Consider the following 23075-nt stretch of genomic DNA (forward strand, 5'->3'; position numbering starts at 1 on the left):
GCGTCAAGATATGGATATTTCAGTTAAATCGATAGATTTCAATACCTTATGTCAGTACTGACTTTTTAGAGATGCCCTTAAGTGAATTTTTTCTAAGGTAGAAAGCAGGAAATTAAATAATTTTTTAAATTCTTCTTCAGTCTTATTTTTTTGAATAGCACTTAGTGAGGTATCATATTTTTTCATCAAAATGACTGGTAGTGAAACAAAACCTTCACTATCATCAAAATTTAAAATGTCATAATCGATATATTTTACAATTCCTGTAGATTCTTTTAGAGTTACAACATTGAAGTATTCGGCAAGAAATCTGTTTGTTTTGTTTTTTAGTGTATTTCCGCTCGCCTCAGAGATTAGAAATTTTAATGCAATTGTTTCGTTAAGGATTTTTCCGCTGTAAACGATTCCGTTGCCCCCTTGGCCCAAAACATCTTTTAGTTGCACTTCGCCTAAGGTTAATGTGATATGCTTATTTTTGCTCTTTATAAATTTTGAAAATCTTTCGGCAATCATTTTGTTTCTCTTGTTTTTACGTCAGGCTTGCTTTGGTGTGCTACTCTACTGCGCATTACATCCTGTATTGGACGAATAAGCGCAACAAAGCAGCGTGTTATTGCCAGGCGTATTCTTCTCCCAGTGATTCCAAATCATCGAATGGGCTTTTAATTTGCTGTAAGCTATTTCACCCCTATGGTCGAGAGGACTTCTTCGTATGGCGTGACTTGCGTGAGGCATTTGCTGTGGGGGAAAGGTGAAAAGACCTTGTACTTCAACCAACACATTGTATGAAGGTAGAAAATTTGTAACCCATCGCAAACAAAGGTGAGCTGCCTTTGTTAGTTGTGTCAAATCTGGTTTGGGTGGCGGTGTCGTATCCGGGCGCGTGCCATGCGCCCCTACGAAGATGGTCGTTTGTTGGCGCTTAGATCGGATGGATCAGACTGATCGGCACTATTTCTTCTTCCCCCGCCAGAAAATAGCGAAGAGAATCCACGCATACGCACCTACCAGCGTGAAGGGCGCTATGTCGAGCGCGAAAAAGCCGTCAACGGCTTTTTCGAGGTACATCGCGGCGTAGCTCAGGGCGAGCACTGCCGCGCCGAGCGCGATGAAGAGGTAGTTCATCGCGCCGAGCGGCATCGTGGCTGGGGCCGGTTTTGCGGCGGCTGGCGGCTGCTTGGCCGCTGGCTCAGGCTTCCGGGAGCTTTTCTTCGCTGAAGATTTCATCGAGCGTATCGAGACAGAGTTGCGCCTCCTCCTTGCTGATCGAGAGCGGCGGAAGCAGACGGATGACGTTGTTGCTGGTGGCGTTGACCAGTACGTTTCTTTTCAGCGCTTCCTCGACGTAATATTTCGCTTCGCGATGCACTGTGACGCCGACCATGAGGCCATACTGGCGTATTTCGAGAATCTGCGCGTATTTTTCAGCCATCTTTTCGAAAGCCGCCCGCATCATCGCGCCGGTTTCGAGGGCGTTTTGCATCAACCCGTCGGCGTAGATCGCCTCGATCATGGCGAGACCCGCCGCGCAGGCGACCGGGTTGCCGCCGAAGGTCGTGCCGTGGCTGCCGGGGGCAAAGACCTCCGCGACCTTCTCCGAGCCGATGATCGCGCCGAGCGGCAGTCCGCCGCCGAGCGGCTTGGCCGCGCAGACGAGGTCGGGCTGCACATCATACGGCATATAGCTGAAAAATGTGCCCGTGCGTCCGCATCCGGCCTGAATGTCATCGGCCACGATGAGGAAATCGTGCTCCGCTGCCAGCGCCTTCAGCCGCGCGATGAACGCTTCGCTCACCTTGTGGATGCCTCCCTCGCCCTGCACGAACTCCACGAAAACCGCCGCCGTGCGGCTGGAAACCTTGCGTTCCAGATCCTCCACGTCGTTGAAATCGATCATACCGGTTTCGGGCACGAGCGGCTCGAAGCCGCCGACATACTTCGGCTTGGCGGTCAGCGAGAGCGCGCCGTAGGTTCTTCCGTGGAAGCAGTTGGTCAGCGAGAGCACCTGGGTTTTGCTGGCGTCGCCGTCACGCGAGGCGAATCTTCTGGCGAGCTTGATGGCCGCCTCGATCGCCTCGGTGCCGCTGTTGCAGAAGAAGACCTTCGACAGCCCCGAAATTTCGAGCAGCTTCGCGGCCAGGTCGAACTGCGGCTTCTGCATGAAGAGGTTCGAGACGTGGATGTATTTCGACACCTGCTCGGTGATGGCGTGCTGGAGGCGCTCGTCGCCGTAACCGATGGCGTTGACGCCGATTCCGGCGATCATGTCGAGATAACGCTCGCCGCCACTCGTGTAGAGGAACGAGCCTTTGCCGCTGGCGATGTCGAGCGGAAGTCTGGCGTAGTTGTGGAAGAAAAGCTGCTTCTCGGTTTCGAGATTTATTGCAGGTGTGTTCATCGTCATGGTTTGTTCTTTAAAAATCAGGGTTGTGATTTTTTTTCTTATCGAAATCAGCGCTGACCCGTCAACTCTCCTCGTCTCGCTGGCGGTAGCGGATCAGGCTGCGGATCGCCCGCCAGATGCCGTAGGCGCCGAGCAGCAGCGAGAACCAGAAGAGGTCGCGGCCATCGGCTCCATTCATTCGCGAAGCATAGAAGCCAATATACGCGGCGAGCACCAGAAATGTGACGGAAAGCAGCGCGTCGAGCGCCATGGTGATCGGCAAGCGCCCTTTTTTTCGCGAACTCACCGCGCCCGACGGGTCGGCGTCAGGCGTTTTTGTCATCGCAAGGCGACGATTTCTGCTCCCGGTAGAAGCGCCAGTCCTTGTTGACGATCAGCCGCGCGCCGTGGCCGAAGGTGAAGTAGGACCAGCCCCACTGCATCAGGACAAAGACTCGGTGCTTGAAGGTCGAGAGATAATAGATATGCACGAGCAGCCAGGTGAACCAGGCCAGCGTGCCGCTGAACTTCAGGTTGCCGATTTCGACAATCGCCCGGTTGCGCCCGATGGTGGCCATCTGCCCTTTGTCACGATATTTGAACGGTTTGCGCGGCTTGCCCTTCAGGTCATCGACAATCGCGCGGCCAATGGCGTTGCCCTCCTGCATCGCCACCGGAGCCATGCCAGGCAGCGTCGAGCCGTTGTCGAGCGTGAAGCAGGCCTGGTCGCCGCCGACGAACACCTCCGGGTGGCCGGGCAGGCTGAGGTCGCTTTCGACCATGACGCGCCCGCTGCGGTCGGTCTCGACCCCCATGTTCTGGCCGATCTCCGCCGCTTTGACGCCCGCCGCCCAGAGCACCGTGGCGGCCTCGATGCGCTCGCGCCCGATCTGTACGCCGTCGCCGTCCACGTCGCTCACCATGCTCGACGTCCAGACCTGCACACCGAGTTTTTCCAGCTCGCGGGTCGCCTTGCTCGACAGCTCGGGCGAGAAGGTGCCGAGGATGCGCTCGGCGGCCTCGACGATGAAGATGCGGGTCAGCTTCGGGTCGATGTGGCGGTAAAATTTCGACAAGGTGAAGCGGCTCATCTCGCCGATCGATCCGGCAAGCTCCACGCCGGTCGGCCCGCCGCCGACGATGACGAAGGTGAGCTGCTTTTTGCGCTCTTTCGGGTCGTTGGTGCGTTCGGCGGCTTCGTACGCCTCCATCACGCGGCGGCGGATCTCCGATGCCTGGGCGAGGTTTTTCAGGCCGGGGGCGAATTCCTCCCACTGGTTGTTGCCGAAGTAGTGGTGCTGCGCTCCGCAGGCGAGGATGAGGTAGTCGTACTCGACATCGCCGAAATCGGTTTTCACCTTCCGGGCGTCGAGATCGACGTTGCAGACGGCGCCCTTGAAGACCGTGACGTTGTCCTGCCCGGCCAGCATGTTGCGCAGCGGCGTGGCGATGTCGCCCTCGCCGAGCGCGGCCATGGCGACCTGGTAGAGGAGCGGCTGGAAGAGATGGTAGTTCTTCCTGTCGATAAGCGTGATTTCGACATCTTTTCTGTTACTGAGGATCCTTGCGGCGTTCAGACCGGTAAAACCACCGCCGACAATCACGACCTTTTTTTTCATCTCGTTCAGATTCTCTCGTTCATTTCTCAAATCCATGCCTGGACATCCGTATAGCAGTCAAGTTACGGCAAAGATGCCCTCATCATGCACAAACTCTGGAAAGTAATAAAAATGAGGCGAATCTTGCTATCGCCGTTACCGAAGCGTTACGCCGGCCTGGGCTTTTCAGCTCAGCTTTTCGATGATCCGGGCGTGGGCGGGAAATCGCGCGATCAGCTCTGCCTGGTCGGCGAAGGCGAAGTCGCGGAAGTCGAAGCCCGGCGCGACAACGCAGCTCACCAGCGCATAGGCGTCCGGGGCGGCGGCGCGATCATCGAGGCAAGCGCCGAACCAGCAGCCCGCCGGAACCCACGAGTGCAGCGTTTCGCCGTCGTCCGGATCGAGGCCAAGCGTGAACGACGACGGCTCGCCGGTTTCGGGGAAGCAGTGCACGTCGAGCGGCGATCCGGCGTGGAAGTACCATTGCTCGTCGGAGTTGATGCGGTGCAGGCGCGAGCGGTCGCCGCGCTGGAGCAGGTAGTAAATCGAGGTCGCGTAGCTTCGCGCGGAGCCGAAGGGGGTGCTGGCGTCGAAACCGTACGAGCCTTCGCTGCGGTAGGTTTCGCGGTACCAGCCCCCTTCGGGGTGGCGTTCGAGCCGGAGCCGCTCGATCCAGAACTCAGCCGTTCGCACGGAGTTTTTCCCGGATTTTGGCGGTCTTCTGGCGCGAGGCTTCGGCGAGCTTCTGGCGGAACTCCTTGAGCTTTTGCATCAGTTCGGCGTCGCCGAGGGCGAGCATCTGCACGGCGAGCAGCGCGGCGTTGCGGGCGTTGTCGATGCCGACGGTGGCCACGGGAATTCCTGCGGGCATCTGCACGATGGCGTAGAGCGAGTCCTGGCCGCTGAGCTTTTTGCTGTAGATCGGCACGCCGATGACCGGCAGCACCGTCATGGCCGCCGTGACGCCCGGCAGGTGCGCCGCCCCGCCCGCTCCGGCGACAATCGCCTTCAGGCCGCGCTCTTCGGCGGACGAGGCGTAGGCCTCGAGGTCGCCCGGCGTACGGTGCGCCGAGATGACCGAAATTTCAAACGGAATTCCGAACTCGTCGAGGACGATGGCCGCCTCTTTCATGATGTCGAAATCGGAATCGGAACCCATCAGGATGCCGACCAGCGGCGTCTGCGGGTCTGTGGATGGTGGTGTCATGGAAAAAAGAAATTGTGCGGTCTTGCGAATGTTAAGGCCGTTGCAGTTTGAAGGCTATGAATTTGCGGAGTTTTTGTATTTTCCCCAAGTCAAACAAAAAATAACACTTGCCAAGGAAGAATACAATGACAACAGATGTCGTCGCAAAGCTGGCCTTGAAGTACAGCAATCCCGGCCCGCGTTACACCAGTTATCCCACCATTCCCTCCTGGAGCGAGGATGGCGTGACTCAGGAGCAGTGGAAAGAGGCTATGGTCAAGGGCTTCAACGAGAGCAACGAGACCACGGGCATCAGCATGTACATCCACATCCCGTTCTGCGAAAACCATTGCTACTTCTGCGGCTGCAACGCCCACCGCACCAACGATCACTCCTTCGAGAAGCCATACATCGACGCCCTCATCAAGGAGTGGCAGATGTACCTCGACGTGTTCCCGGGCACACTCAACGTCAAGGAGCTGCACATCGGCGGTGGCACCCCCACCTTTTTCAGTCCCGAAAACCTCGTCAGGCTGGTTGATACCATGTTCAAGGATGTCAACAAGATGGACGACTACATTTTCAGCTTCGAGACCAATCCCCGCTCGACCTCGAAAGAGCATCTCGAAGCGCTCTACAGCGTCGGCTTCCGCCGCATGAGCTTCGGCATCCAGGACTTCGATCCCGTCGTGCAGCAGGAGATCAACCGCCCGCAGTCCTTCGAGCTGGTCAAGGAGAAGATCGACATGGCCCGCGAAATCGGCTTCAACTCGATCAACTTCGACCTCGTCTATGGCCTGCCCAAGCAGACCCTCGCCACCGTCACCGACACTATCCAGAAGGTGATGGAACTGCGTCCCGACCGCCTCGCCTTCTACGGCTACGGTCATAATCCGCACCTTTACGAAGGGCAGCGCCGCTTCAAGGTCGAAGACCTGCCGATGGGCGACGTCAAGCAGGAGCTGTACGACAAGGGACGCGCGATGCTCGAATCGATCGGCTACCACGAAATCGGCATGGATCACTTCGCCATCGAGGGCGACGCGCTCTACGAGGCGATGAAGAACGGCACCCTGCATCGGAACTTCATGGGCTACACCGAGAACACCACCCAGATGATGCTCGCCCTCGGCGCTTCGTCGATCAGCGACACCTGGTACGCCTTCGCGCAGAACGAGCGCACTGACGACCGCTACATGGAGGAGGTCAACAAAGGCCGCTTCCCGATCATGCGCGGCCACCTGCTCTCCGACGAAGACCTGGTGCTTCGCCGCCACATCCTGAACCTGATGTGCCGCCAGGAGACCTCCTGGGAAGATCCGAAATTCTACACCGAGGAGCTCGACGTCGCCCGCTATCGCCTCGAAGACATGGAGAACGACGGCATTGTCGAACTCGGCGAGAAGAGTGTCAAGGTCACCGAAATCGGCGTACCCTTCCTCCGCAACGTCTGCATGGCGTTCGACGCGCATCTCTGGCGCTCCGACAGCCTTTCGAAGGCGTACAACGTGTCGCGAGACATCCAGAAGGAGTACATTGAAAAGGCCCGTCAGGCCAAGCTTCAGCAGACAACCTGAGGTGGCCGGGTAACAATTTCTTCAAAGGGTGATCTCAGGATCGCCCTTTTTTTATGACCAGAACGATGAAAAAACATATACGAATAGGATTTATCGGTAGTGGATGGGCGCAGGTGGCGCAGGCCCCGGCCTTTTCGCTGATGGAAGATGTGGTGCTGGCGGCGGTCGCCAGCCCGACGGAACGGCGACGGCAGAAGTTCATGGATCGCTTCGGCATTCCGGCTGGATACGCCGACTGGCGCGAGATGCTCGACGAGTGCCCGCTGGATCTGGTGTGCGTCACCACGCCGACCTGGCTGCACGAGCCGATGGTTTCGGGCGTGCTCGAAAGCGGTTGCAGCGTGCTCTGCGAAAAGCCCTTCGCCTTGACCGTCGATGAGGCCGAACGCATGAACGCGCTCGCGTCCAGATCGCCAGCGCTCTCCCTGATCGATCACCAGCTTCGGTATCACCCCTCGGTCAGGAGCATGAAGCAGATGATCGACAGCGGCGAGATTGGCAAGGTCTATGAAGTCCGCGCCGTGGTGAACCTCGCCTCGCGCAACCGGACCGACCTGCCGTGGTCGTGGTGGAGCGACGCCTCGAAAGGCGGCGGCGCGCTCCGGGCGCTCGGTTCGCACCTGATCGACCTGAACCGCTTCCTTGTCGGCGAGATTTCCGAGGTGTGCTGCAACCTCTCGACCTCGATTTCGCAGCGCCCCGACGCCTCGACGCCGGGCAAAAGCCTGCCGGTCAGTTCGGACGACAGCTTCGCCATGTTCATGAAGTTCGGCCCGTCGTCGGTGGCGCTCGGCGCGTCGTCGCTCATGCACGTCACCACGGTCGGCTCCTACACCTGGTTCTCGCTCGAAGTGGTCGGCAGCCTGAAAACCATCAGGCTCGACGGGGCAGGCAAGCTCTGGGAGATCGTCAACAGCGAACTCAAGGGCGGGCGCAGCCTCATCGACGCGCCGCGCTGGAAGCAGGTCGAGCCGATGCTGCCGTGGGACGAGCTGGTGCTTCAGGCCAAGATCAAGCTCTCGTCGCTGGCCGTGCACGGCATCTTTGCCGTCGGCTTCGCCTTTCTGGCGCACCGCATCGTCAAGGCGCTGAAGAGCGGCGACCCGGTCATCCTGCAAGACGCCGCCAGCTTCCGCGACGGCCTGATTATCCAGAGGGTGATGCAAGCCGGTCTCGACTCCGACCGCGAAAAGCGGTGGGTGAAAGTGTGAAGAGAATTATGAATTATGAGTTATGAATTATGAATTGAAAGATGGGAATTTGGGGAGAATTGTTTTGAACTCTTTTGTCCCATAAGTCCCATAAGTCCCATAAGTCCCATAAGTCTCATTTGTCCTATGAGTCCCATTTCTGATTATTGTTACCGGAGAAAAATCCGATTTTGAGAAAAAAACTGTCGAGAGGAACTGAACCGTGGCGTGGGTGATGCTGTTTGTTGCCGGGCTGTTTGAATGCGCTTGGGCGGTGGGGTTGAAATATTCCGAAGGCTTCACGCGGCCTGTGCCGTCGGCGCTGACCATCGCGGCGATGCTGGTGAGTTTCTGGCTGCTCTCCATCGCGATGAAAACCGTACCGGTCGGCACGGCCTACGCCGTCTGGACCGGCATCGGCGCGGCGGGCGTCGCCGTGGCCGGAATACTGCTTTTCGACGAATCGCGCGACCTGGCGCGAATCTTCTGCATTTTCCTGATTATCGCCGGAGTCGCTGGTTTGCGGGTGCTGGCGGGGAGGTGAATTGAGTGGACGAAGTGGACTGAATGGACGGTGTGGACAGGACGGCCACCGGGCCGCGGCTACAAACAATTCATAATTCAGCATTCAGCATTCATAATTCTCCCTACCCCGCCTCTTCTTCCCAGCAAACGTACAGCGCGTCCAGCTCGCGGCAAACTTCTTCGTATTCGGCGGTGGCTTTGCGGCTCTCTTCGGCGGGTTGGTCGTAGAAGGTGGGCTGGGCCATCATCGCTTCGTGCTGGGCTTTTGACTCTTCGAGGCGCTGAATCTCTTTTTCGAGCGCCTCGATCTTTTTGCGGTTGGCTTTGGGCGGGGCGGGTTTTTTCGCGACCGGCTTCGAGGCGGCGGCTTTGCGCTCGGCCTCCTGTTTCGCGGCGGCCTGGGCCAGTTGCTTTTTTTCTTCTTCCCACGCTTTTTCGGCCTTTTCGAGGTATTCGGCGTAGGTGCCGAGATAGACCTGCACTCCACCGTTTTTGATCTCGAACACCTTGTTGACCAGGCTATCCAGGAAATAGCGGTCGTGCGAGACGAGAAGCAGTGTACCGTCGTAGTTTTCGAGCGAGTCGATGAGCATCTCCTTGGAGCGCATGTCGAGGTGGTTGGTCGGCTCGTCCATGATGAGCAGGTTCGAGGCCTGGAGCAAAATCTTGGCGAGCGCCACCCTCGACTTCTCGCCGCCCGAAAGCACGGCGGTCTTCTTTTCGACCGCATCGCCGCTGAAGAGGAAGCAGCCCAAAATATCGCGCACACGGCGTTGCGCCTCGGAGGAGGGGGCGGCGTCCATCATCTCTTCAAGGACGCTTTTTTCGGGCGCGAGGTTGTCGGTCTGGTGCTGGGCGAAGTAGTTCATGCTGACGTGGTGGCCGGTCTGGCGCTTGCCTTCGAAGTCGATTTCGTCGGCCAGAATGCGGCAAAACGTCGTCTTGCCCGCGCCGTTGGAGCCGACGATGGCGATGCGGTCGCCGCGCATGATTTCGAGGTCGATGTCGCGAAGCACGGTTTTCGTCGATCCGTCCGGCAGCGTGAAGGACTTGGAGACCCCTTCCAGCCGGAGCACTTCGCGCCCCGACGGCCTCGCTTTCGGGAAGGAGAAGGAGATCTGCGACAGATCCTCCTCCGGGGCCTGCAACCCCTCTTCGAGCTTCTGCATCTGGCGCAGGCGGCTCTGCGCCTGCCGCGCCTTGGTGGCCTTGTAGCGGAAGCGGTCAACGAAGGATTTCAGGTCGGCCATCTTTTTCATGTCGTTCTCGTAGCGCGACATCAGGAGCGTGTAGCGCTCGGCCTTCTCTTTTTCGTAATAGCTGAAGTTGCCCTTGTACTCGGTGATCTCGTTAAAGGCGATTTCGAGCGTTTTGGTGGTGAGCTTGTCGAGAAAAAAGCGGTCGTGCGACACGATGAGGTAGCTGTGCTCGTAGTTCAAGAGGTACTGTTCGAGCCAGCGCAGGGAGTCGATGTCGAGGTGGTTGGTCGGCTCGTCGAGCAGCAGCAGCGTCGGGTTCTGCAAGAGCAGCCGGGCGATGAGCAGGCGCATCTGCCAGCCGCCGGAGAACTCCTTGACCTTTTTGTAAAAGTCCGCGCCGCTGAAGCCGAGGCCGGAGAGAATCTTCTCCGCGTCGGACTGCATCCGGTAGCCGCCGAGCCGCTCGAAGTCGTGCGAGGCGTCGCTGAAGCGCTCGATCAGCTTGTGGTACTCCTCGCCTGCGTGATCCTGATCGGGAAGGGCGAGCTCGTGCTCCATGCACGTGATTTTTTCGGAAAGCTCGTGCAGCGTTTTGTTCGCTTCGAGCGCGTACTGCAGGGCGGTTTTGTCGAGGTCGCCCTCGAACGAAATCTCCTGCGGCAAGTAGCCAATGGAGGTGGTCGCGGACTTCATGATCTGCCCGTCGCTCATCGGCCCGTCCTCCTTGAGCTGGCCGGCGAGCAGGCGCAGGAGCGTGGATTTGCCGGTGCCGTTCAGGCCGACCAGCGAGGCGCGATCCTTGTCGCCGATTCTGAAGGAGGTGTCGCGCAGGAGCACCTTGGTGCCTGCCGAAAGAGAGAGATTTCGTGCTTCGAGCATGGAGTCGCGGTTTCAGGTTTGGTGTGAAGATACGATATTTCGTTAAAGCGCCATGCCATCTCCGGTTTCGCTCGAAGAGCCGGGCGTCCGGGGCTTTCCGGTGGAAACGCTGGAAACAGATGTTTGCGGCGTCAAAACCGTGTATATCGCAAAGTATTTTAACATTATATCAGGATCATGAGACCACTCGGGTCAGCTCTTATTATTGCCGTCGTGCAGCTCTTCGCCTGTCTGCCGCAGGCCTCCGCGCTGGCGACGGAGACGCTCGATTGGGCGCAGTGCCTCGCCGAAGCTGCCGCGCATCATCCCGATCTGCGCTCGGCGGCGGAAAGTGTCCGCCAGTCCGAGGCGCAACGCAGGATCGTCAAGGGTGGCATGTTGCCCTCCGTCAGCGCGTCGGCTGGCGGCGAGCGTTCGGGATCGAGCGCTGCGGCTCCCGCCGGGGCGTGGTCGTACGGGGTCAACGCCAGTCAGTTGCTCTTCGACGGCGCGAAAACCTCCAGCGAAGTGAACTCCGCCACCGAATCGGTGAAGGCGTCGAAGTACAACGAAAGCGAAGTTTCGGTAGCCACGCGCTACGCCTTGCGCACGGCGTTCGTTGAGTTGCTGACGGCGCAGAAGCAGGTGTCGCTCGCCCAGGAGATCATGACCAAGCGAAAGCAGAACTTGCGGCTGATCGCGCTGCTCTACAAATCGGGCACGGAGCATATCGGCTCGCTCAGCAAGGCGCAGGCCGATCTTGCCGAGGCGGAGTTCGAGGTGGCGCAGGCCCGGCGCGGCCTCGAACTGGCGCAGGTGGTGCTCGGCACGCAGCTTGGCCGCGCGGCGACCGGCGCGCTCCGCGTGACCGGCCGGTTCACGGCGAGCCAGCAGACCCGGCAGTCGCCAGATTTCGACCGGATTGCGAAGGAGAGTCCCACATACCTCAATCTCACTGCGCAGAAAGATGCTGCCGGGTACAGCTTGCAGGCGGCGCGGAGTGCGTTCATGCCGTCGGTTTACCTGAGCACCGGTTTTGGCAACAGCGCGTTCCGGCAGCTTCCGCCCGACCGCACCGACTGGCAGGCGGGCATCGACGTGTCGGTGCCGATCTACGCGGGCGGCTCCGTCAAGGCGGGCGTGGCCAGGGCGCGGGCGGTGGTGAACCAGCTCAGCGCCGACGAGGAGAGCCTCTATCTTTCGCTCAAGCGCAGCCTCGCGCAGGCGTGGAAGAGTTTCATCGATGCCTCCGGCAATGTCGATGTGCAGAAAAAATTTCTCGCTGCCGCCTCCGAGCGGGCGCGGATCGCCGATGCGCAGTACTCAGCGGGGCTGGTCTCTTTCAACGAGTGGACGATCATCGAAGACAATCTCGTGAGCGCGAAAAAATCATATCTCAACGCCCAGTCCAATCTCCTCTTCGCCGAGGCGGCTTGGGTTCAGGCAAAAGGAGGCACTCTTGAAAGCAGGTAAATCGCAACTGATCTGGGGAGCGGTCGCCGCCGTCGTCGTCGCCGCCGCCGGATTTTTCATTTTCCGGGCCGTTTTCGACAGCAAACCGAAGGTTTCGTACCGCGAGTACCGTCCCGAAATTGGCGCTATCCGCCAGATGGTTTCGACCACGGCGACCATCAAGCCGCAGAACCGGCTCGAAATCAAGTCCCCCGTGGGTGGCAGGATCGACAGGATTCTCGTCAAAGAGGGGGAGTTCGTCAAAAAAGGCCAAGTGCTCGCGCTGGTCAGCTCCACCGAACGGGCGGCGCTGCTCGACGCGGCCACGCAGAAGGGGCAGAGCGAAATCGATTACTGGAACAAGGTGTACAACCAGACTGCCCTGATTTCGCCTATCGACGGGCAGGTGATCGTCAGCAGCCTCAATCCCGGCCAGACCATCACCACGAGCGACGCCGTTCTCGTGCTCTCCGACCGGCTCATCGTGCAGGCCGACGTGGACGAGACCGACATCGGCAACGTCAAAGTCGGCCAGAAGGCGCGGATCAGTCTCGACGCCTATGCCGACATCCGGGTCGAGGGGGGGGTGGATCATATCTATTACGAATCGACGCTGGTCAACAACGTCAATATCTACCATGTGGACATCCTTCCCCTGACGGTGCCGGAGGTGTTCCGGTCGGGCATGAGCGCCAATATCGACATCATCGTCAAAGAAAAAGAGAACGTGCTCACCCTGCCGCTCGCCGCCGTCAAGAGCCGGAATGGCCGGTCGTTCGTGTTGACGCGGGCGGCGGCGCCCGACTCTGTCCGTCGGGTTCCGGTGCGTCTCGGCTTGCAGGACGACAACAACGTCGAGATCCTGAGCGGCCTGTCGGCTTCGGACGTTGTGGTGGTCACGGAAAAGGCGTTCGTTCTGCCGAAGGATAACGGCGGCAGCAATCCTTTTTTGCCGCAACCCCGGCGAGAAAGGCAGAAGAGGGGCGAATGATCGAAATCGTTGACATCAAAAGGACTTACACCATTGGCGAGAGTCCGGTTCGCGCCCTCGACGGCGTGAGTCTGACCATCGGTCAGGGCGAGTTCGTGGCCATCATGGGGGCGTCAGGGTCGGGCAAATCCACGCTCATGCACATTCTCGGCCTGCTCGACGTGCCCGACAGCGGCCAGTACCGCCTGATGGGCAAAGAGGTCGGCAAGCTGAACGGCGATGAGCTGGCCACGCTTCGCAACAACGTCGCCGGTTTCGTTTTCCAGCAGTTCCACCTGCTCGGACGTATGAGTACGATCGACAACGTGATGCTGCCCTGCATCTACAGCGACGAGCGCGGCGACTTCCGCGCCGATGCCTTGAAGCGCCTCGAAATGGTCGGCCTCGGCCACCGCTCCGCTCATCGCCCGAACCAGATGTCGGGCGGCGAGCAGCAGCGGGTGGCCATCGCCCGCGCGCTGATCCGCGACCCGATGCTCATCTTCGCCGACGAGCCGACCGGCAATCTCGATACGAAGAATTCGCACGAAATCATGCGGATTCTCACCGAGCTGCACCGGCAGGGCAAGACCGTCATCATGGTGACGCACGAGCCGGACATCGCTGAATATGCCGGGCGGGTGATCACCATGAAGGATGGCAAGATTATCGAAGACCGGAAGCGGGAGGGGATGGAGTTCCGGCCCGAAGCTGCTCCGGCGGTCATGAAGATCGAGCACCAGCCGCTTTTCAAGCCTTCGCGGATGCTCGGCTTCGTTTCGCAGGCGTTCCGCTCGATCACCTCTAACAAGATCAGGACGCTGCTCTCGGTGCTCGGCATTCTGGTCGGCGTCGCCTCGGTGATCGCCATGATGGCGCTCGGCACGGGAGCGCAGGCCTCGATGGAGGAGCGGCTCAAATCGATGGGATCGAACCTGCTCTCCCTTCGGGGCGGTTCGGCCAGGATTCGCGGGGCCGCGCAGGGCTCCGGCACCTTCACCCGCTTCACCGCGCAGGATGCCGAGGCCATCGCCGGGCTCAAGCCGCTGGTCAGCCGCGTTTCCGGCGAAGTGAGTGGATCGGCGCAACTGGTTTATCAGGACAAAAACTGGAACAGCTCGGTCGATGGGGTTGACTATGATTACGGACGGATGCGCTCGGTCGTTCCTGTTGCCGGACGCTGGTTCACCCGTGGCGAGATCCAGGCGCGCCGCAAGGTGGCCATTGTCGGCACGACCGTGGTTTCCGAGCTGTTCGGCAACGCGGATCCTGTCGGCAAGACGCTCAAAGTCAACCGCATCAACTTCACCATTATCGGCGTCGCGCCTCCGAAAGGCTTTGCCGGACGGCGCGATCAGGACGACGTGGTGCTCATTCCGGTGACGACCGCCATGTACCGGGTGCTCGGCAAGGAGTATTTCGACAGCATCTACGTCGAGGTGTCGAGCGCCGAAAACATCGAACCGGCCAAGCAGGCTATCGACGCGCTCGTCCGCAAACGGCACAAGATTCAGCCCGATGACGACGACTCGTTCAATATCCGCGACATGACGGAGTTCCAGCAGATGCTCAGCGCCACCACCCAGACCATGAGCATGTTGCTTGGTTCGATTGCGGCCATCTCGCTGGTGGTGGGCGGCATCGGCATCATGAACATCATGCTGGTCTCGGTGACGGAGCGCACCCGCGAGATAGGCCTGCGCAAAGCCATCGGCGCGCGGAAGGGGGACATCATGCTTCAGTTCCTGATCGAATCGGTGGGCATGACGCTCACGGGCGGCCTCATCGGCATCGCGGTTGGCGTGGGCGTGTCGGTGATGCTCTCGACCTTCGCCGGATGGGCGGTGAAAACCTCGATGTTCTCGGTGGTGCTCGCCACGGGCTTTTCGGTGCTGATCGGCCTCTTTTTCGGCCTCTGGCCCGCCCGGAAAGCCGCCGCGCTCAAGCCGGTCGAGGCGTTGCGCTACGAGTGAGCGCTCTCTGGAGAGTCGGATTAATCTCGATTTGGCAGGCAAAAAACTTTTTTTTTAAAAAAAATAAAAAAGCGCGCAAGGAACTCCAGAGGTCATCGTCATATCAAGTGTAAGTGATGAGTTGAAAGTTAAGGTGAGTTATTGTGTTGAATGTTCTTGAGTATGGTTGTGATGTGTTGTTCTTTGTGTGTTGAGTGACAGCAACTTTCCTGGTCTTCTCCATAATGTTGGTATGGTTGATTGTGATGATTCAAGATGAATGCAGTAGTTGAAACGATGAATCACGGAGAAGGACGGGTTGTTGCTGAAATGGCCGGGCGAAAGGTTGGTTGATCCTTTCGCCCGGCTTTTTTTTAAGGGGTGCAGGCCATCTCCTTTTTTGTATTGAAAGAGTTCCCCCCCCTTTTTTCTTCTGTTTAGAGGCAAACCGGAAAGTCCCGACTCTGCGAAGTTCTGTAAAGACGGGCTTGATTGTATGAGTGCGCGGGCTTGTATATGCCGTGGCGTACGTCTGCTGCTCTTTTCGGGCGATTTCGGCGCAGGCGCCTTATTCCGTTTCTGAAGCAAGTGAGCTATTGGACTTATAAGCCAGTACCGGCAGGGTTCAACCGTTTTTTTTCTCAAGAACTGGAATCAGAGGCAGTGCCGGTAGTTGAGGTTCGATTTCGCGGCCTCATGTTCGAGCGGATACTCTCCCCTCGAGTCGCGGAGTTTGAGCCACGCGTTGTGACGCTCCAGAGCGTTGTCGTCAAAATTGATCTTGTTGTCAGCAGTACGTGGCCTTCCCGGGTGGCGACCAGCGGGTTGATTTCAACCGGCGAGGCGTCGGGCATGGAATGGGCGTTGTCGCTTGCCGTGATGAATTTCACGGCATCACGATCAGCAATTTTTTCCCCGCCACTCCTTGTGGATATGAGCAGTTGACAGCGTTTCCCGGACATGACGGTATAATTTTATTTTTTTGAGAATGACATACAGGCCTGCATTAGATGGATTAAGGGCGATTGCGGTTGTTTCCGTTATGCTGTTCCATCTTGACAGAGAGCTTTTGCCCGGCGGGATAACTGGCGTCGATATTTTTTTCGTAATCTCCGGATATCTGATCACTTCAATCGTGATCAGGGATTTCGACAAAGAGCGGTTCAGCTTCGCCCGATTCTATCAACGCAGGATTTCCCGGATTTCCCCCCTTTTTTTCCTGGTATCGATCACCATTTTTGCGGTGACTGCCATGCTGTATCAGGACTACGATTTCGCATTGGTCGGTTCTTCGTTAGCTGCCGCTGCGGTTTCCCTGGCCAATATGCAGTTTGTTTTTTTGCCGGGTGAGTTCGAAGAGCTTCCGTTTGTCCATTACTGGTCGCTTTCCATCGAGGAGCAGTATTACCTGATTTTTCCGCTGATCCTGTTTCTGGCCGACCGGTACAGGGGTTCCCGCAAATCGCTTTCGATTTTTCTTTCAATCGCGGCTCTTCTCAGTTTTATAGCCTGCATCGTGCTGACAGAGGTTGATTCGGAATGGGCCTTTTTCCTGCTGCCAACGCGCGCCTGGGAACTTCTTGCCGGGTGTATTCTGGCTGTTTTGCCCTTTTCCTCGAAGGGCGATAACGGTTCATCGATTTCGAATAAGAGAATAGATGCCTTGCTCGCCAGTGCTGGTCTCGTTGTGATCATCGCCTCCCAATTCATGATTCATGATGACACGGGCTTTCCCGGTTGGATCGTTGCGTTTCCCGTGTTCGGCACCGTCCTGGTGATTGGCCGTCCGCAGGAATCCAGAACCGGCGTGACGGAGCGTCTGTTGTCTCACCCTGTGGCGGTTGTGATTGGCAAGGCCTCTTATTCACTCTATCTCTGGCACTGGCCGGTCTATGCCATCGTCGATTATGCGCTGATCACAATGCCATACGCATCGCTACTCATTCTGAAAATCGTGCTGACCGTCACCTTGTCGGTCGCATCGTATAACTGGGTTGAAAAACCGGTACGATCATCGCTGAACCGTCCGGAACGGCAACGTCTGAGTTATCTTCTGTTTACAGCAGGGACCGTTGTCATGCTGGTGACGGGCTATTGGGCGAGAAGCACGTACTCTGTCAATGCAAGTCTGGGTTCGACGAGAAAAGCCGAGGTCGCCTTCAATGAACACAATCTGGCTCCGCAGCGCCTGCTTGCTGGCGACAGCAACGAATCGATGGACGGAGTCGGCAGGAACGAGATTGCAAGGGCGCGCCCTGTCAACAGGCATGTGCCCGGTGTTTCCGATCATGATTCGCTGCCGGATTCAAAGCTTGACAAAGAGTGAGTGCGGCGCATGGCCGAGTGAGCGATTGCTGACAAGGAAAAGCCCGCCTCCCTGAAGTTCTTTGGGGGGCGGGCTTTTCCGTTTTATGAGTGAGCGGGCTTGTTATGCCATGGCGAGCGCCTTCTGCACCTTTTCGGCGGCATCGCGCAGACCCTTGGCCGAGATGAGGTTGAGGCCCGACTCGTCGAGCATTTTCTGCGCCTCAGTGGCGTTGGTGCCTTCGAGCCTCACGATCACCGGCACTGTCAGGCCGATGTTCTTGGCGGCTTCGATGACGCCTCCGGCCACGCGGTCGCAGCGGACGATGCCGCCGAAGATGTTGACCAGAATCGCCTTGACGTTCTTGTCGCCGAGGATGATCTTGAAGCCCTCTTCGACGGTCTTGGGGCTGGCTCCGCCGCCTACGTCGAGGAAGTTGGCCGGTCTGCCGCCGGAGAGCTGGATGAGATCCATGGTGCCCATCGCCAGCCCCGCGCCGTTGACCATGCAGCCGACGTTGCCGTCGAGGCGCACGTAGTTGAGGTTCGACTTCGAGGCTTCGTATTCGAGCGGATCCTCTTCGGTGATGTCGCGCAGTTCGTGGAAATCCTGATGACGGTACAGGGCATTGTCATCGAAGTTGATCTTGGCGTCGAGCGCGAGCACCCGGCCCTCCTTGGTGATGACCAGCGGATTGATCTCGGCCAGCGAGGCGTCGATGGTGGTGTAGGCTTTGTAAAGCGCTTCGATAAACTTGACGCCGTTGCGGAACTGCTCGCCCTTGAGGCCGAGGAAGAATGCCGCCTCGCGAGCCTGGAAGCCTTGCAGGCCATAGACCGGATCGACGTGAATCTTGAGCAGCTTCTCCGGGGTCTCTTCGGCCACCTTCTCGATCTCCATGCCGCCCTCGGTCGAGACCATGAGCACGTTGCTCGAGGTGGCGCGGTCGAGGGTGATGCCGAGGTAGAACTCCTTGTCGATATTCATCCCCTCTTCGACGAGCAGGCGGCGAACCTCCTTGCCTTCGGGGCCGGTCTGGTGCGTCACCAGCGTCGCGCCGAGCATTTTCTGGGCGACCTCGAACACCTCTTCGGGCGATTTCGCAAGTTTGACGCCGCCCGCCTTGCCGCGGCCACCGGCATGAATCTGCGCCTTGACGACCACCACGGGGCTCGACTGCTCCTCGAAAAGCTGCTCCGCCGCCTGTTTTGCTTCTTCAGCCGAAAATGCTACTATGCCCTTGGGAACGGCCACACCGAACTGCTTCAGGATGCCTTTGCCCTGATACTCATGAATATTCATAGCACAAGTTCTATGGTTATGATAGAAAGACTGCCGGACAAGACCGGCCTCAACGCGGAATGAAAAAGAGGTTTAAACCTCATGATAATAAAAAAATCCCTATTGCTGAAACCCCTGTGGCCCGAAGCGCAGATTTCTTTTGTCGCTCATGCATGACCTGAACTACTGTATGGAACTGGCTTTTCGGGAGGCCATCAAGGCTTACGAGAGCAAGGAGGTGCCGGTTGGCGCGGTGGTGCTCGACCCGAACGGCTCGGTGATCGGGCGTGGCCACAACCAGGTCGAGATGCTCTCGGACGCCACCGCCCACGCCGAAATGATCGCCCTGACCTCGGCGATGGGCACGCTCGGCAGCAAATATCTCGAAGGGTGCACACTTGCCGTCACGCTCGAACCCTGCCCGATGTGCGCCGGGGCAATCGTGCTCTCGAAAATTGGCCGCGTGGTCTTCGGCGCGTGGGATCCAAAAATGGGCGCGGCAGGCACCGTGCTCAACATCACCGGCTGCAACGCCCTCAACCACCAGCCCGAAGTTTACGGCGGCATCATGGAGCGCAAAGCCGAGAGTCTCTTGCAGGATTTCTTTCGGGGGCTGCGAGGTCGGTGAAAGAGAGAGAAGAAGGCGCGTCGTTTGAGGGGTTTTAGGTCAGGGAGGTGGCTGACAAATTGTTATTGAGTTTTGTAAAACTCCGATAATCATCGTAGATATTCTCGTAAGCTCCGCCGTCGAGCTTATACAGTGCCCCTTCCGGGACGGCCTTCCGAATGAGCAGATCAGAGCAGATGCTACACGTGTGACGGAAAAGCTGTGATTATGATTTTAGGGTTGTCATACGGAAAGAAGCTTTCTGCCTTTTCTGGATTAGGCGGATCAGTCTAAATGTTGTTAGTTGCTAAAGGAGCAAAAAGTTGTACAAAAGAATATGAAGTGGTTTGCAATATTTTTGCAGTTGGTTGGTTACGGTGTCTTGCTTTTCGCTGATTGGCGCGTTGCTCTTGGGGTTTTCCTTTGTCATTGGGCCATCAATATCGAGTATCGCAACTAACAAAACATACAGCGGACGGGATTGAGTCTGTGCGGTTATTCTGACAGTTTCGCCGTCCGCCGCTAATATAGCCGTTAAGCGTCATGGAGACAACCTATTTCTATCTCGACGAGTCTTTCCGGAAGAAGGATTCGTACTGGCATTGTAACATCGGCGGCATGCTGCTGAAGAGTGAGCAAGTAGTCGATGTCGAGATTGCCCTAGAGAAGCAGCTATTCCAGCTGGCTCAAAAGGGGGATGTTTCCGCACCAGTCAGCGAATGCAAGTATTCGAACTTCCTTCGGGACACATCAGACGAGTTCAAATTTGAAGTTTGTCGATCCATCTCTGTCTTGCTTGTCGAACTAGGAGCGAAGTTTCTCATTAGTCATGCCAAATGCCGAGAGTCTCAATTAAGCATATTCAAAGACCTCAAGCCCGAACTGGCGATACAAGAATTAGCGCACTTCAACATCGTAAGTTCCTATTTGGCTGATCTCATGAAGCAGGGAATAGTCCAGATTGTCGTTGATCTCGGTTTATCAGAAGCATTTCGTCCGGTATACAGATTCTACTCAAGCGCTATCGAAAACATTCCGAAATTACTTGCATGTGGCTGGAGCGCTTCGGGGGTCACGATTCCAAACTTCACTCGCCTACCGCCACCAGTTTTCATGGATTCGAAGCGCTCTCGAATTCTTCAGTTCTCAGACTTGGTCATTGGATTACTTCTTTGCAAAGAGATCGGTGCTCTAAGTAAGTTCAAAGAATCCATGCTTGAAGCAATATCTCCACTGGTGCAAGCAACTCAAGTGCACAGCATTGAGTGGAACAAGAATATTGCCTAACCATTCCATCGAGAGTACCCGCCTTGATAATCCGTGTAGAGCTTCTCATGTTAAACTTTATCTTTCGGAAACGTTTCGATGATTGTGTGAGAATGTATCGATTGAAACAATAATTGTCTTTCATGAACCCATCCTTTTTGAGCAGGAGGTGCGTGAGATAGGTGAAGGTTTTGCAGAAGTTCAATGAAATCCTTGAGCGCGTTAGCCCCTACGGTTGAACGATTATTGAACCTTTAGCCCGGCTTCCTCTCCTCCCGTCGCAACATTTTTCCCTCTTCACAATTCATAATTCAACGCTACTCCTTCCCGCTCTCCATAATAATATGTTTGATCGAGCTGGCGAGGTGGGAGACGATGTCCTGGGCCAGGCCGCTGCCTGATGTTGGCGCGGTGACGGTGTCGAGGCTTTCGATGCCCGCCTTTTTGACGGCGTTGCTTATCGTCACGGAGAGAATCGGGTTGCACTCCTTGACGATCTCCCGCAACATGAACGCCGCCTCGAACATGCTTTGCTGCACGATCTCCTGCTTGTCTTCGAGCGAGAGCACCTGGCTGTGTTTCGAGGCGATGATTCCCGCCAGACAGGTGAGGTAGGTGTTTGTCGCGCCCGCCAGGAACAGGTTGAGGAAGAACGGCGTCAGCAGGTTGCCGCCAGGCAAGAGCGACGAGAGCGTGTTGCTGAAGGAGCACTGGATGATCGGCTTGATGTGCGCCGGAAGCTCTTCCTTATTGAAGTCCGACAGCGGCAGGCACTCGTAAACTGATCTGAGCAGCCGCAGGAACTCCCTGATCGAGTGCTCGCGGTTGTATCTCGCGTAGATGTTCCAGACCAGCTTGATGTTGTTCATGAGCGAAGTGGTCGTGCCGTAGGAGGTGTTCTGGGCGAAGGCTCCGATGAAAAAGTTCTTCGTGGCCACGGTTTTGGTGGCGTTGAGCGCATCGACTTCGTGGAGCTTGAGGTTGGCCTTGATCCACCGCAGGTCGTGCTCTTTTTTGCCGCCGTCGGGATGGGCGCGATGCACGGCGAGCGATTTGCCCAGATACGCGATGTACGGCTCGAAGTTGCTGCCTCCGACCCGGTCGGCCAGCGGCGGCAGCTTCGGCGCACGCCAGAGCCGCAAGCCGGTGAAAAGCGTGACAGCGAAAAAGAGTCCCCACAAGGCGAGGAACGCGTAACCGGAGTATGGGAGAAGGCCGTTCAGCAGCACGGAAAGGCTGTAGAGCTGGTTGACGGCGATGGCCGCCACGAGGAGGATGGTGAACGAGGCCAAAAGCCTCAACCAGGAAAGCAGTTGTTTCTTCATGCTGGCAGGAAGCTGGTTTCTGGCCAAAATCACGTTCCGGAACGGACGCTTGCCCGCGCCGTTCCTTTCCAGTCAAGGTAAGCTATCTGAGCGTCAGAGGCAAAAAGGCCGCCGCTCACGCCTGCTTTTCGATCTCCGGTTTCCTGATCGAGTGGTTTTCGCTCAGGAGGTAGTCCATGAAAATATCCTCGGCGGAGGGCAGTTGCCACGAGCCGTCCGGCAGGTGGTTGGCCGTCTCCTTCAGGCGCGAAACCGTATGGCCGCAAGTCCAGCAGTCATAGCGCGCCATGCCGGTGCAAAGGCAGGTGTGGCCTTTGACGACGAAGCGGTTTTCGGCAGGGTCTCTCGATTCGAGCGACTGGTAGTAGTCGTCGATATAGGAGCACTTGCCGCTGTTGTCGAGCAGGTAGCCGAGTCCCTCGCAGTTCGGCTTCATGCCATATTGCAGCGTGGGCGACTGTTTCAGCATCCGCATCGGGTAGCCGGTGGGCGATGCAAGGTTGACCTCCACATCCTCTGGGCTGGCGTTGATGTAATGCTGCTTGACCTCGTCCGGCAGGCCCGCTTCCCTGGCGATGGTGAAGCGCGTGGCCACCTGCACGGCGGCAGCGCCCATCTGAAGGTACTCGACCGCGTCGGTGCCGGTGAAGATGCCGCCCGCCGGAATGACGGGAATGTCGAGGTTCTCCTTTTTCAGGAAGGCGAGCGTCTCGGCGACAATCGTCTCCAGCCTGTAAGCGTGCCAGTCGTCCGGGCCGAAGCCGAGATGGCCGCCGGCGAGCGGGCCTTCGACCACGATGTAATCGGGCAGCCGCTGCAAGCGAACAGCGCGTTTCAGGAAGATGGAGAGTGCTCGCACCGAAGAGATAATGATGCCGAGTTTGACGTCGCGGAAGCGTTCGTGCTCGCAGATGAGGTCGAGGCTTCTGAGATTCAGTCCCGCAGCCAGCGTGATGCCGTCGATACCTGCGTCCATCGCGGCCTCCATGCGTACCTTGAGCGTGGCGGAGGAGTTGTTCATCGTGAGCTTCTCCATGCAGTTCATGAAGATCGCGCCGTTGCCTGATTTCTGACTTATCGTCCAGGAAACGTAGCGCTTCTGAGCTTCGGCGAGCTGCTCCAGGTCGAACTGTACCGCCGACTTGTCACGATTGTTGACGAAAGAGGCGTAACGCTGACGTTTTTCGCTGACGTATGAGGTGCCGAATATCTGGTCGCAGACGAACATCACCTCGGCATCGGAGATGTGGCCGATACCACCCAGCCGTTCCGCCGACAAGGCAAGCTCCGAAGTCGAGATGTTGACTCCCATGCCGCCGATGACGATAGGGACGAACTCTTTTCCGCCGAGCTTTAATCTGAAATTGTTGACGTTCATGGTGTTCAGATCGGATACGTGCT

General features: G+C 57.6%; 20 protein-coding genes and 1 pseudogene. 9 read left to right on the forward strand and 12 right to left on the reverse strand.

All coding sequences use genetic code 11. From position 1 onward, the window contains the following. Window positions 1-51: 51 nt before the first annotated feature. The 7 genes from FGF66_RS08000 to purE form a co-directional block, all read right to left on the reverse strand. Complete coding sequence (locus tag FGF66_RS08000; RefSeq protein WP_139457139.1) at window positions 52-513, reverse strand: protein kinase family protein; 462 nt, start codon at window positions 511-513, stop codon at window positions 52-54. A 438-nt stretch (window positions 514-951) separates the two neighbouring features. Beyond that, on the reverse strand, window positions 952-1227 hold the full coding sequence (locus FGF66_RS08010) for a hypothetical protein (protein WP_139457140.1): 276 nt from the start codon (window positions 1225-1227) through the stop codon (window positions 952-954). Then, window positions 1190-2398, reverse strand: a complete 1209-nt coding sequence (locus FGF66_RS08015) for an aspartate aminotransferase family protein (RefSeq protein ID WP_139457141.1) — start codon at window positions 2396-2398, stop codon at window positions 1190-1192. Before FGF66_RS08015 ends, FGF66_RS08010 begins: the two co-directional genes overlap by 38 nt. A 67-nt stretch (window positions 2399-2465) precedes the next feature. Then, the gene (locus tag FGF66_RS08020; RefSeq protein WP_139457142.1) at window positions 2466-2726 is read right to left on the reverse strand and encodes a hypothetical protein; all 261 of its coding nucleotides are present in this window, start codon (window positions 2724-2726) and stop codon (window positions 2466-2468) included. Next, window positions 2710-4002, reverse strand: a complete 1293-nt coding sequence (locus tag FGF66_RS08025; RefSeq protein ID WP_139457143.1) for an NAD(P)/FAD-dependent oxidoreductase — start codon at window positions 4000-4002, stop codon at window positions 2710-2712. Before FGF66_RS08025 ends, FGF66_RS08020 begins: the two co-directional genes overlap by 17 nt. 165 nt (window positions 4003-4167) lie before the next feature. Beyond that, window positions 4168-4674, reverse strand: coding sequence for a cupin domain-containing protein (locus tag FGF66_RS08030; protein WP_139457144.1), 507 nt, complete (start codon window positions 4672-4674; stop codon window positions 4168-4170). Continuing rightward, window positions 4661-5188, reverse strand: coding sequence for a 5-(carboxyamino)imidazole ribonucleotide mutase (gene purE, locus FGF66_RS08035; protein WP_139457145.1), 528 nt, complete (start codon window positions 5186-5188; stop codon window positions 4661-4663). Before purE ends, FGF66_RS08030 begins: the two co-directional genes overlap by 14 nt. A gap of 125 nt (window positions 5189-5313) precedes the next feature. Between purE and hemN the strand changes: the two genes are divergently transcribed. The 3 genes from hemN (at window position 5314) to sugE (ending at window position 8478) form a co-directional block, all read left to right on the forward strand. Further along, complete coding sequence (gene hemN, locus FGF66_RS08040) at window positions 5314-6744, forward strand: oxygen-independent coproporphyrinogen III oxidase (protein WP_139457146.1); 1431 nt, start codon at window positions 5314-5316, stop codon at window positions 6742-6744. A gap of 65 nt (window positions 6745-6809) precedes the next feature. Further along, window positions 6810-7955, forward strand: a complete 1146-nt coding sequence (locus tag FGF66_RS08045; RefSeq protein WP_139457147.1) for a Gfo/Idh/MocA family protein — start codon at window positions 6810-6812, stop codon at window positions 7953-7955. A 202-nt stretch (window positions 7956-8157) separates the two neighbouring features. Then, window positions 8158-8478: a quaternary ammonium compound efflux SMR transporter SugE gene (gene sugE / locus FGF66_RS08050; RefSeq protein ID WP_139457148.1), complete on the forward strand. Its 321-nt coding sequence runs from the start codon at window positions 8158-8160 to the stop codon at window positions 8476-8478. Between the two features lie 103 nt (window positions 8479-8581). On the opposite strand, the gene FGF66_RS08055 is transcribed toward sugE, so the two are convergent. Continuing rightward, window positions 8582-10537, reverse strand: a complete 1956-nt coding sequence (locus FGF66_RS08055; protein WP_139457149.1) for an ABC-F family ATP-binding cassette domain-containing protein — start codon at window positions 10535-10537, stop codon at window positions 8582-8584. A 177-nt stretch (window positions 10538-10714) separates the two neighbouring features. On the opposite strand from FGF66_RS08055, the gene FGF66_RS08060 reads away from it, so the two are divergent. From FGF66_RS08060 to FGF66_RS08070, 3 genes are read left to right on the forward strand one after another with little or no spacing between them, the layout of a single operon-like run. Next, window positions 10715-11989: a TolC family protein gene (locus tag FGF66_RS08060; protein WP_139457150.1), complete on the forward strand. Its 1275-nt coding sequence runs from the start codon at window positions 10715-10717 to the stop codon at window positions 11987-11989. Next, a complete protein-coding gene (locus tag FGF66_RS08065) occupies window positions 11976-12959 on the forward strand; it encodes an efflux RND transporter periplasmic adaptor subunit (protein WP_139457151.1) in 984 nt (327 codons plus the stop codon). The genes FGF66_RS08060 and FGF66_RS08065 overlap by 14 nt, the downstream gene beginning before the upstream one ends. After that, window positions 12956-14911, forward strand: a complete 1956-nt coding sequence (locus FGF66_RS08070) for an ABC transporter permease (protein ID WP_139457152.1) — start codon at window positions 12956-12958, stop codon at window positions 14909-14911. The genes FGF66_RS08065 and FGF66_RS08070 overlap by 4 nt, the downstream gene beginning before the upstream one ends. Window positions 14912-15559: 648 nt before the next feature. Here the strand turns inward: FGF66_RS08070 and sucC (FGF66_RS12945) are convergent. Next, window positions 15560-15789: pseudogene (sucC, locus tag FGF66_RS12945) on the reverse strand (succinate--CoA ligase subunit beta); the annotation flags it as partial. 89 nt (window positions 15790-15878) lie between these two features. On the opposite strand from sucC (FGF66_RS12945), the gene FGF66_RS08080 reads away from it, so the two are divergent. Further along, window positions 15879-17216 carry an acyltransferase family protein gene (locus tag FGF66_RS08080; protein WP_170181282.1) on the forward strand — a complete coding sequence of 446 codons (1338 nt, stop codon included), beginning with the start codon at window positions 15879-15881 and terminating at the stop codon, window positions 17214-17216. A 102-nt stretch (window positions 17217-17318) separates the two neighbouring features. Here the strand turns inward: FGF66_RS08080 and sucC (FGF66_RS08085) are convergent, their stop codons facing one another. Continuing rightward, complete coding sequence (gene sucC / locus FGF66_RS08085) at window positions 17319-18497, reverse strand: ADP-forming succinate--CoA ligase subunit beta (RefSeq protein ID WP_139457155.1); 1179 nt, start codon at window positions 18495-18497, stop codon at window positions 17319-17321. A gap of 148 nt (window positions 18498-18645) precedes the next feature. On the opposite strand from sucC (FGF66_RS08085), the gene FGF66_RS08090 reads away from it, so the two are divergent. Beyond that, window positions 18646-19104 carry a nucleoside deaminase gene (locus FGF66_RS08090; protein ID WP_139457184.1) on the forward strand — a complete coding sequence of 153 codons (459 nt, stop codon included), beginning with the start codon at window positions 18646-18648 and terminating at the stop codon, window positions 19102-19104. A gap of 522 nt (window positions 19105-19626) precedes the next feature. After that, a complete protein-coding gene (locus FGF66_RS08095; RefSeq protein ID WP_139457156.1) occupies window positions 19627-20370 on the forward strand; it encodes a DUF3800 domain-containing protein in 744 nt (247 codons plus the stop codon). A 296-nt stretch (window positions 20371-20666) separates the two neighbouring features. Here the strand turns inward: FGF66_RS08095 and FGF66_RS08100 are convergent, their stop codons facing one another. Together FGF66_RS08100 and FGF66_RS08105 are read right to left on the reverse strand one after the other, a co-directional pair. Continuing rightward, window positions 20667-21674 carry a hypothetical protein gene (locus tag FGF66_RS08100; protein WP_139457157.1) on the reverse strand — a complete coding sequence of 336 codons (1008 nt, stop codon included), beginning with the start codon at window positions 21672-21674 and terminating at the stop codon, window positions 20667-20669. Window positions 21675-21789: 115 nt separating this feature from the next. Then, on the reverse strand, window positions 21790-23052 hold the full coding sequence (locus tag FGF66_RS08105) for a nitronate monooxygenase (RefSeq protein WP_139457158.1): 1263 nt from the start codon (window positions 23050-23052) through the stop codon (window positions 21790-21792). Window positions 23053-23075 lie beyond the last annotated feature (23 nt).

The sequence above is a fragment of the Chlorobaculum thiosulfatiphilum genome, from assembly GCF_006265165.1.
Taxonomy (GTDB): domain Bacteria; phylum Bacteroidota; class Chlorobiia; order Chlorobiales; family Chlorobiaceae; genus Chlorobaculum; species Chlorobaculum thiosulfatiphilum.

What these genes read in the sequence shown, in the direction of transcription:
- FGF66_RS08000 (WP_139457139.1), bottom strand. Translation starts at nt 513, where the DNA reads ATGATTGCCGAAAGATTTTCAAAATTTATAAAGAGCAAAAATAAGCAT.
- FGF66_RS08010 (WP_139457140.1), bottom strand. Translation starts at nt 1,227, where the DNA reads ATGAAATCTTCAGCGAAGAAAAGCTCCCGGAAGCCTGAGCCAGCGGCC.
- FGF66_RS08015 (WP_139457141.1), bottom strand. Translation starts at nt 2,398, where the DNA reads ATGAACACACCTGCAATAAATCTCGAAACCGAGAAGCAGCTTTTCTTC.
- FGF66_RS08020 (WP_139457142.1), bottom strand. Translation starts at nt 2,726, where the DNA reads ATGACAAAAACGCCTGACGCCGACCCGTCGGGCGCGGTGAGTTCGCGA.
- FGF66_RS08025 (WP_139457143.1), bottom strand. Translation starts at nt 4,002, where the DNA reads ATGAAAAAAAAGGTCGTGATTGTCGGCGGTGGTTTTACCGGTCTGAAC.
- purE (WP_139457145.1), bottom strand. Translation starts at nt 5,188, where the DNA reads ATGACACCACCATCCACAGACCCGCAGACGCCGCTGGTCGGCATCCTG.
- hemN (WP_139457146.1), top strand. Translation starts at nt 5,314, where the DNA reads ATGACAACAGATGTCGTCGCAAAGCTGGCCTTGAAGTACAGCAATCCC.
- FGF66_RS08045 (WP_139457147.1), top strand. Translation starts at nt 6,810, where the DNA reads ATGAAAAAACATATACGAATAGGATTTATCGGTAGTGGATGGGCGCAG.
- FGF66_RS08055 (WP_139457149.1), bottom strand. Translation starts at nt 10,537, where the DNA reads ATGCTCGAAGCACGAAATCTCTCTCTTTCGGCAGGCACCAAGGTGCTC.
- FGF66_RS08060 (WP_139457150.1), top strand. Translation starts at nt 10,715, where the DNA reads ATGAGACCACTCGGGTCAGCTCTTATTATTGCCGTCGTGCAGCTCTTC.
- FGF66_RS08070 (WP_139457152.1), top strand. Translation starts at nt 12,956, where the DNA reads ATGATCGAAATCGTTGACATCAAAAGGACTTACACCATTGGCGAGAGT.
- FGF66_RS08080 (WP_170181282.1), top strand. Translation starts at nt 15,879, where the DNA reads ATGACATACAGGCCTGCATTAGATGGATTAAGGGCGATTGCGGTTGTT.
- sucC (WP_139457155.1), bottom strand. Translation starts at nt 18,497, where the DNA reads ATGAATATTCATGAGTATCAGGGCAAAGGCATCCTGAAGCAGTTCGGT.
- FGF66_RS08090 (WP_139457184.1), top strand. Translation starts at nt 18,646, where the DNA reads ATGCATGACCTGAACTACTGTATGGAACTGGCTTTTCGGGAGGCCATC.
- FGF66_RS08095 (WP_139457156.1), top strand. Translation starts at nt 19,627, where the DNA reads ATGGAGACAACCTATTTCTATCTCGACGAGTCTTTCCGGAAGAAGGAT.
- FGF66_RS08100 (WP_139457157.1), bottom strand. Translation starts at nt 21,674, where the DNA reads ATGAAGAAACAACTGCTTTCCTGGTTGAGGCTTTTGGCCTCGTTCACC.
- FGF66_RS08105 (WP_139457158.1), bottom strand. Translation starts at nt 23,052, where the DNA reads ATGAACGTCAACAATTTCAGATTAAAGCTCGGCGGAAAAGAGTTCGTC.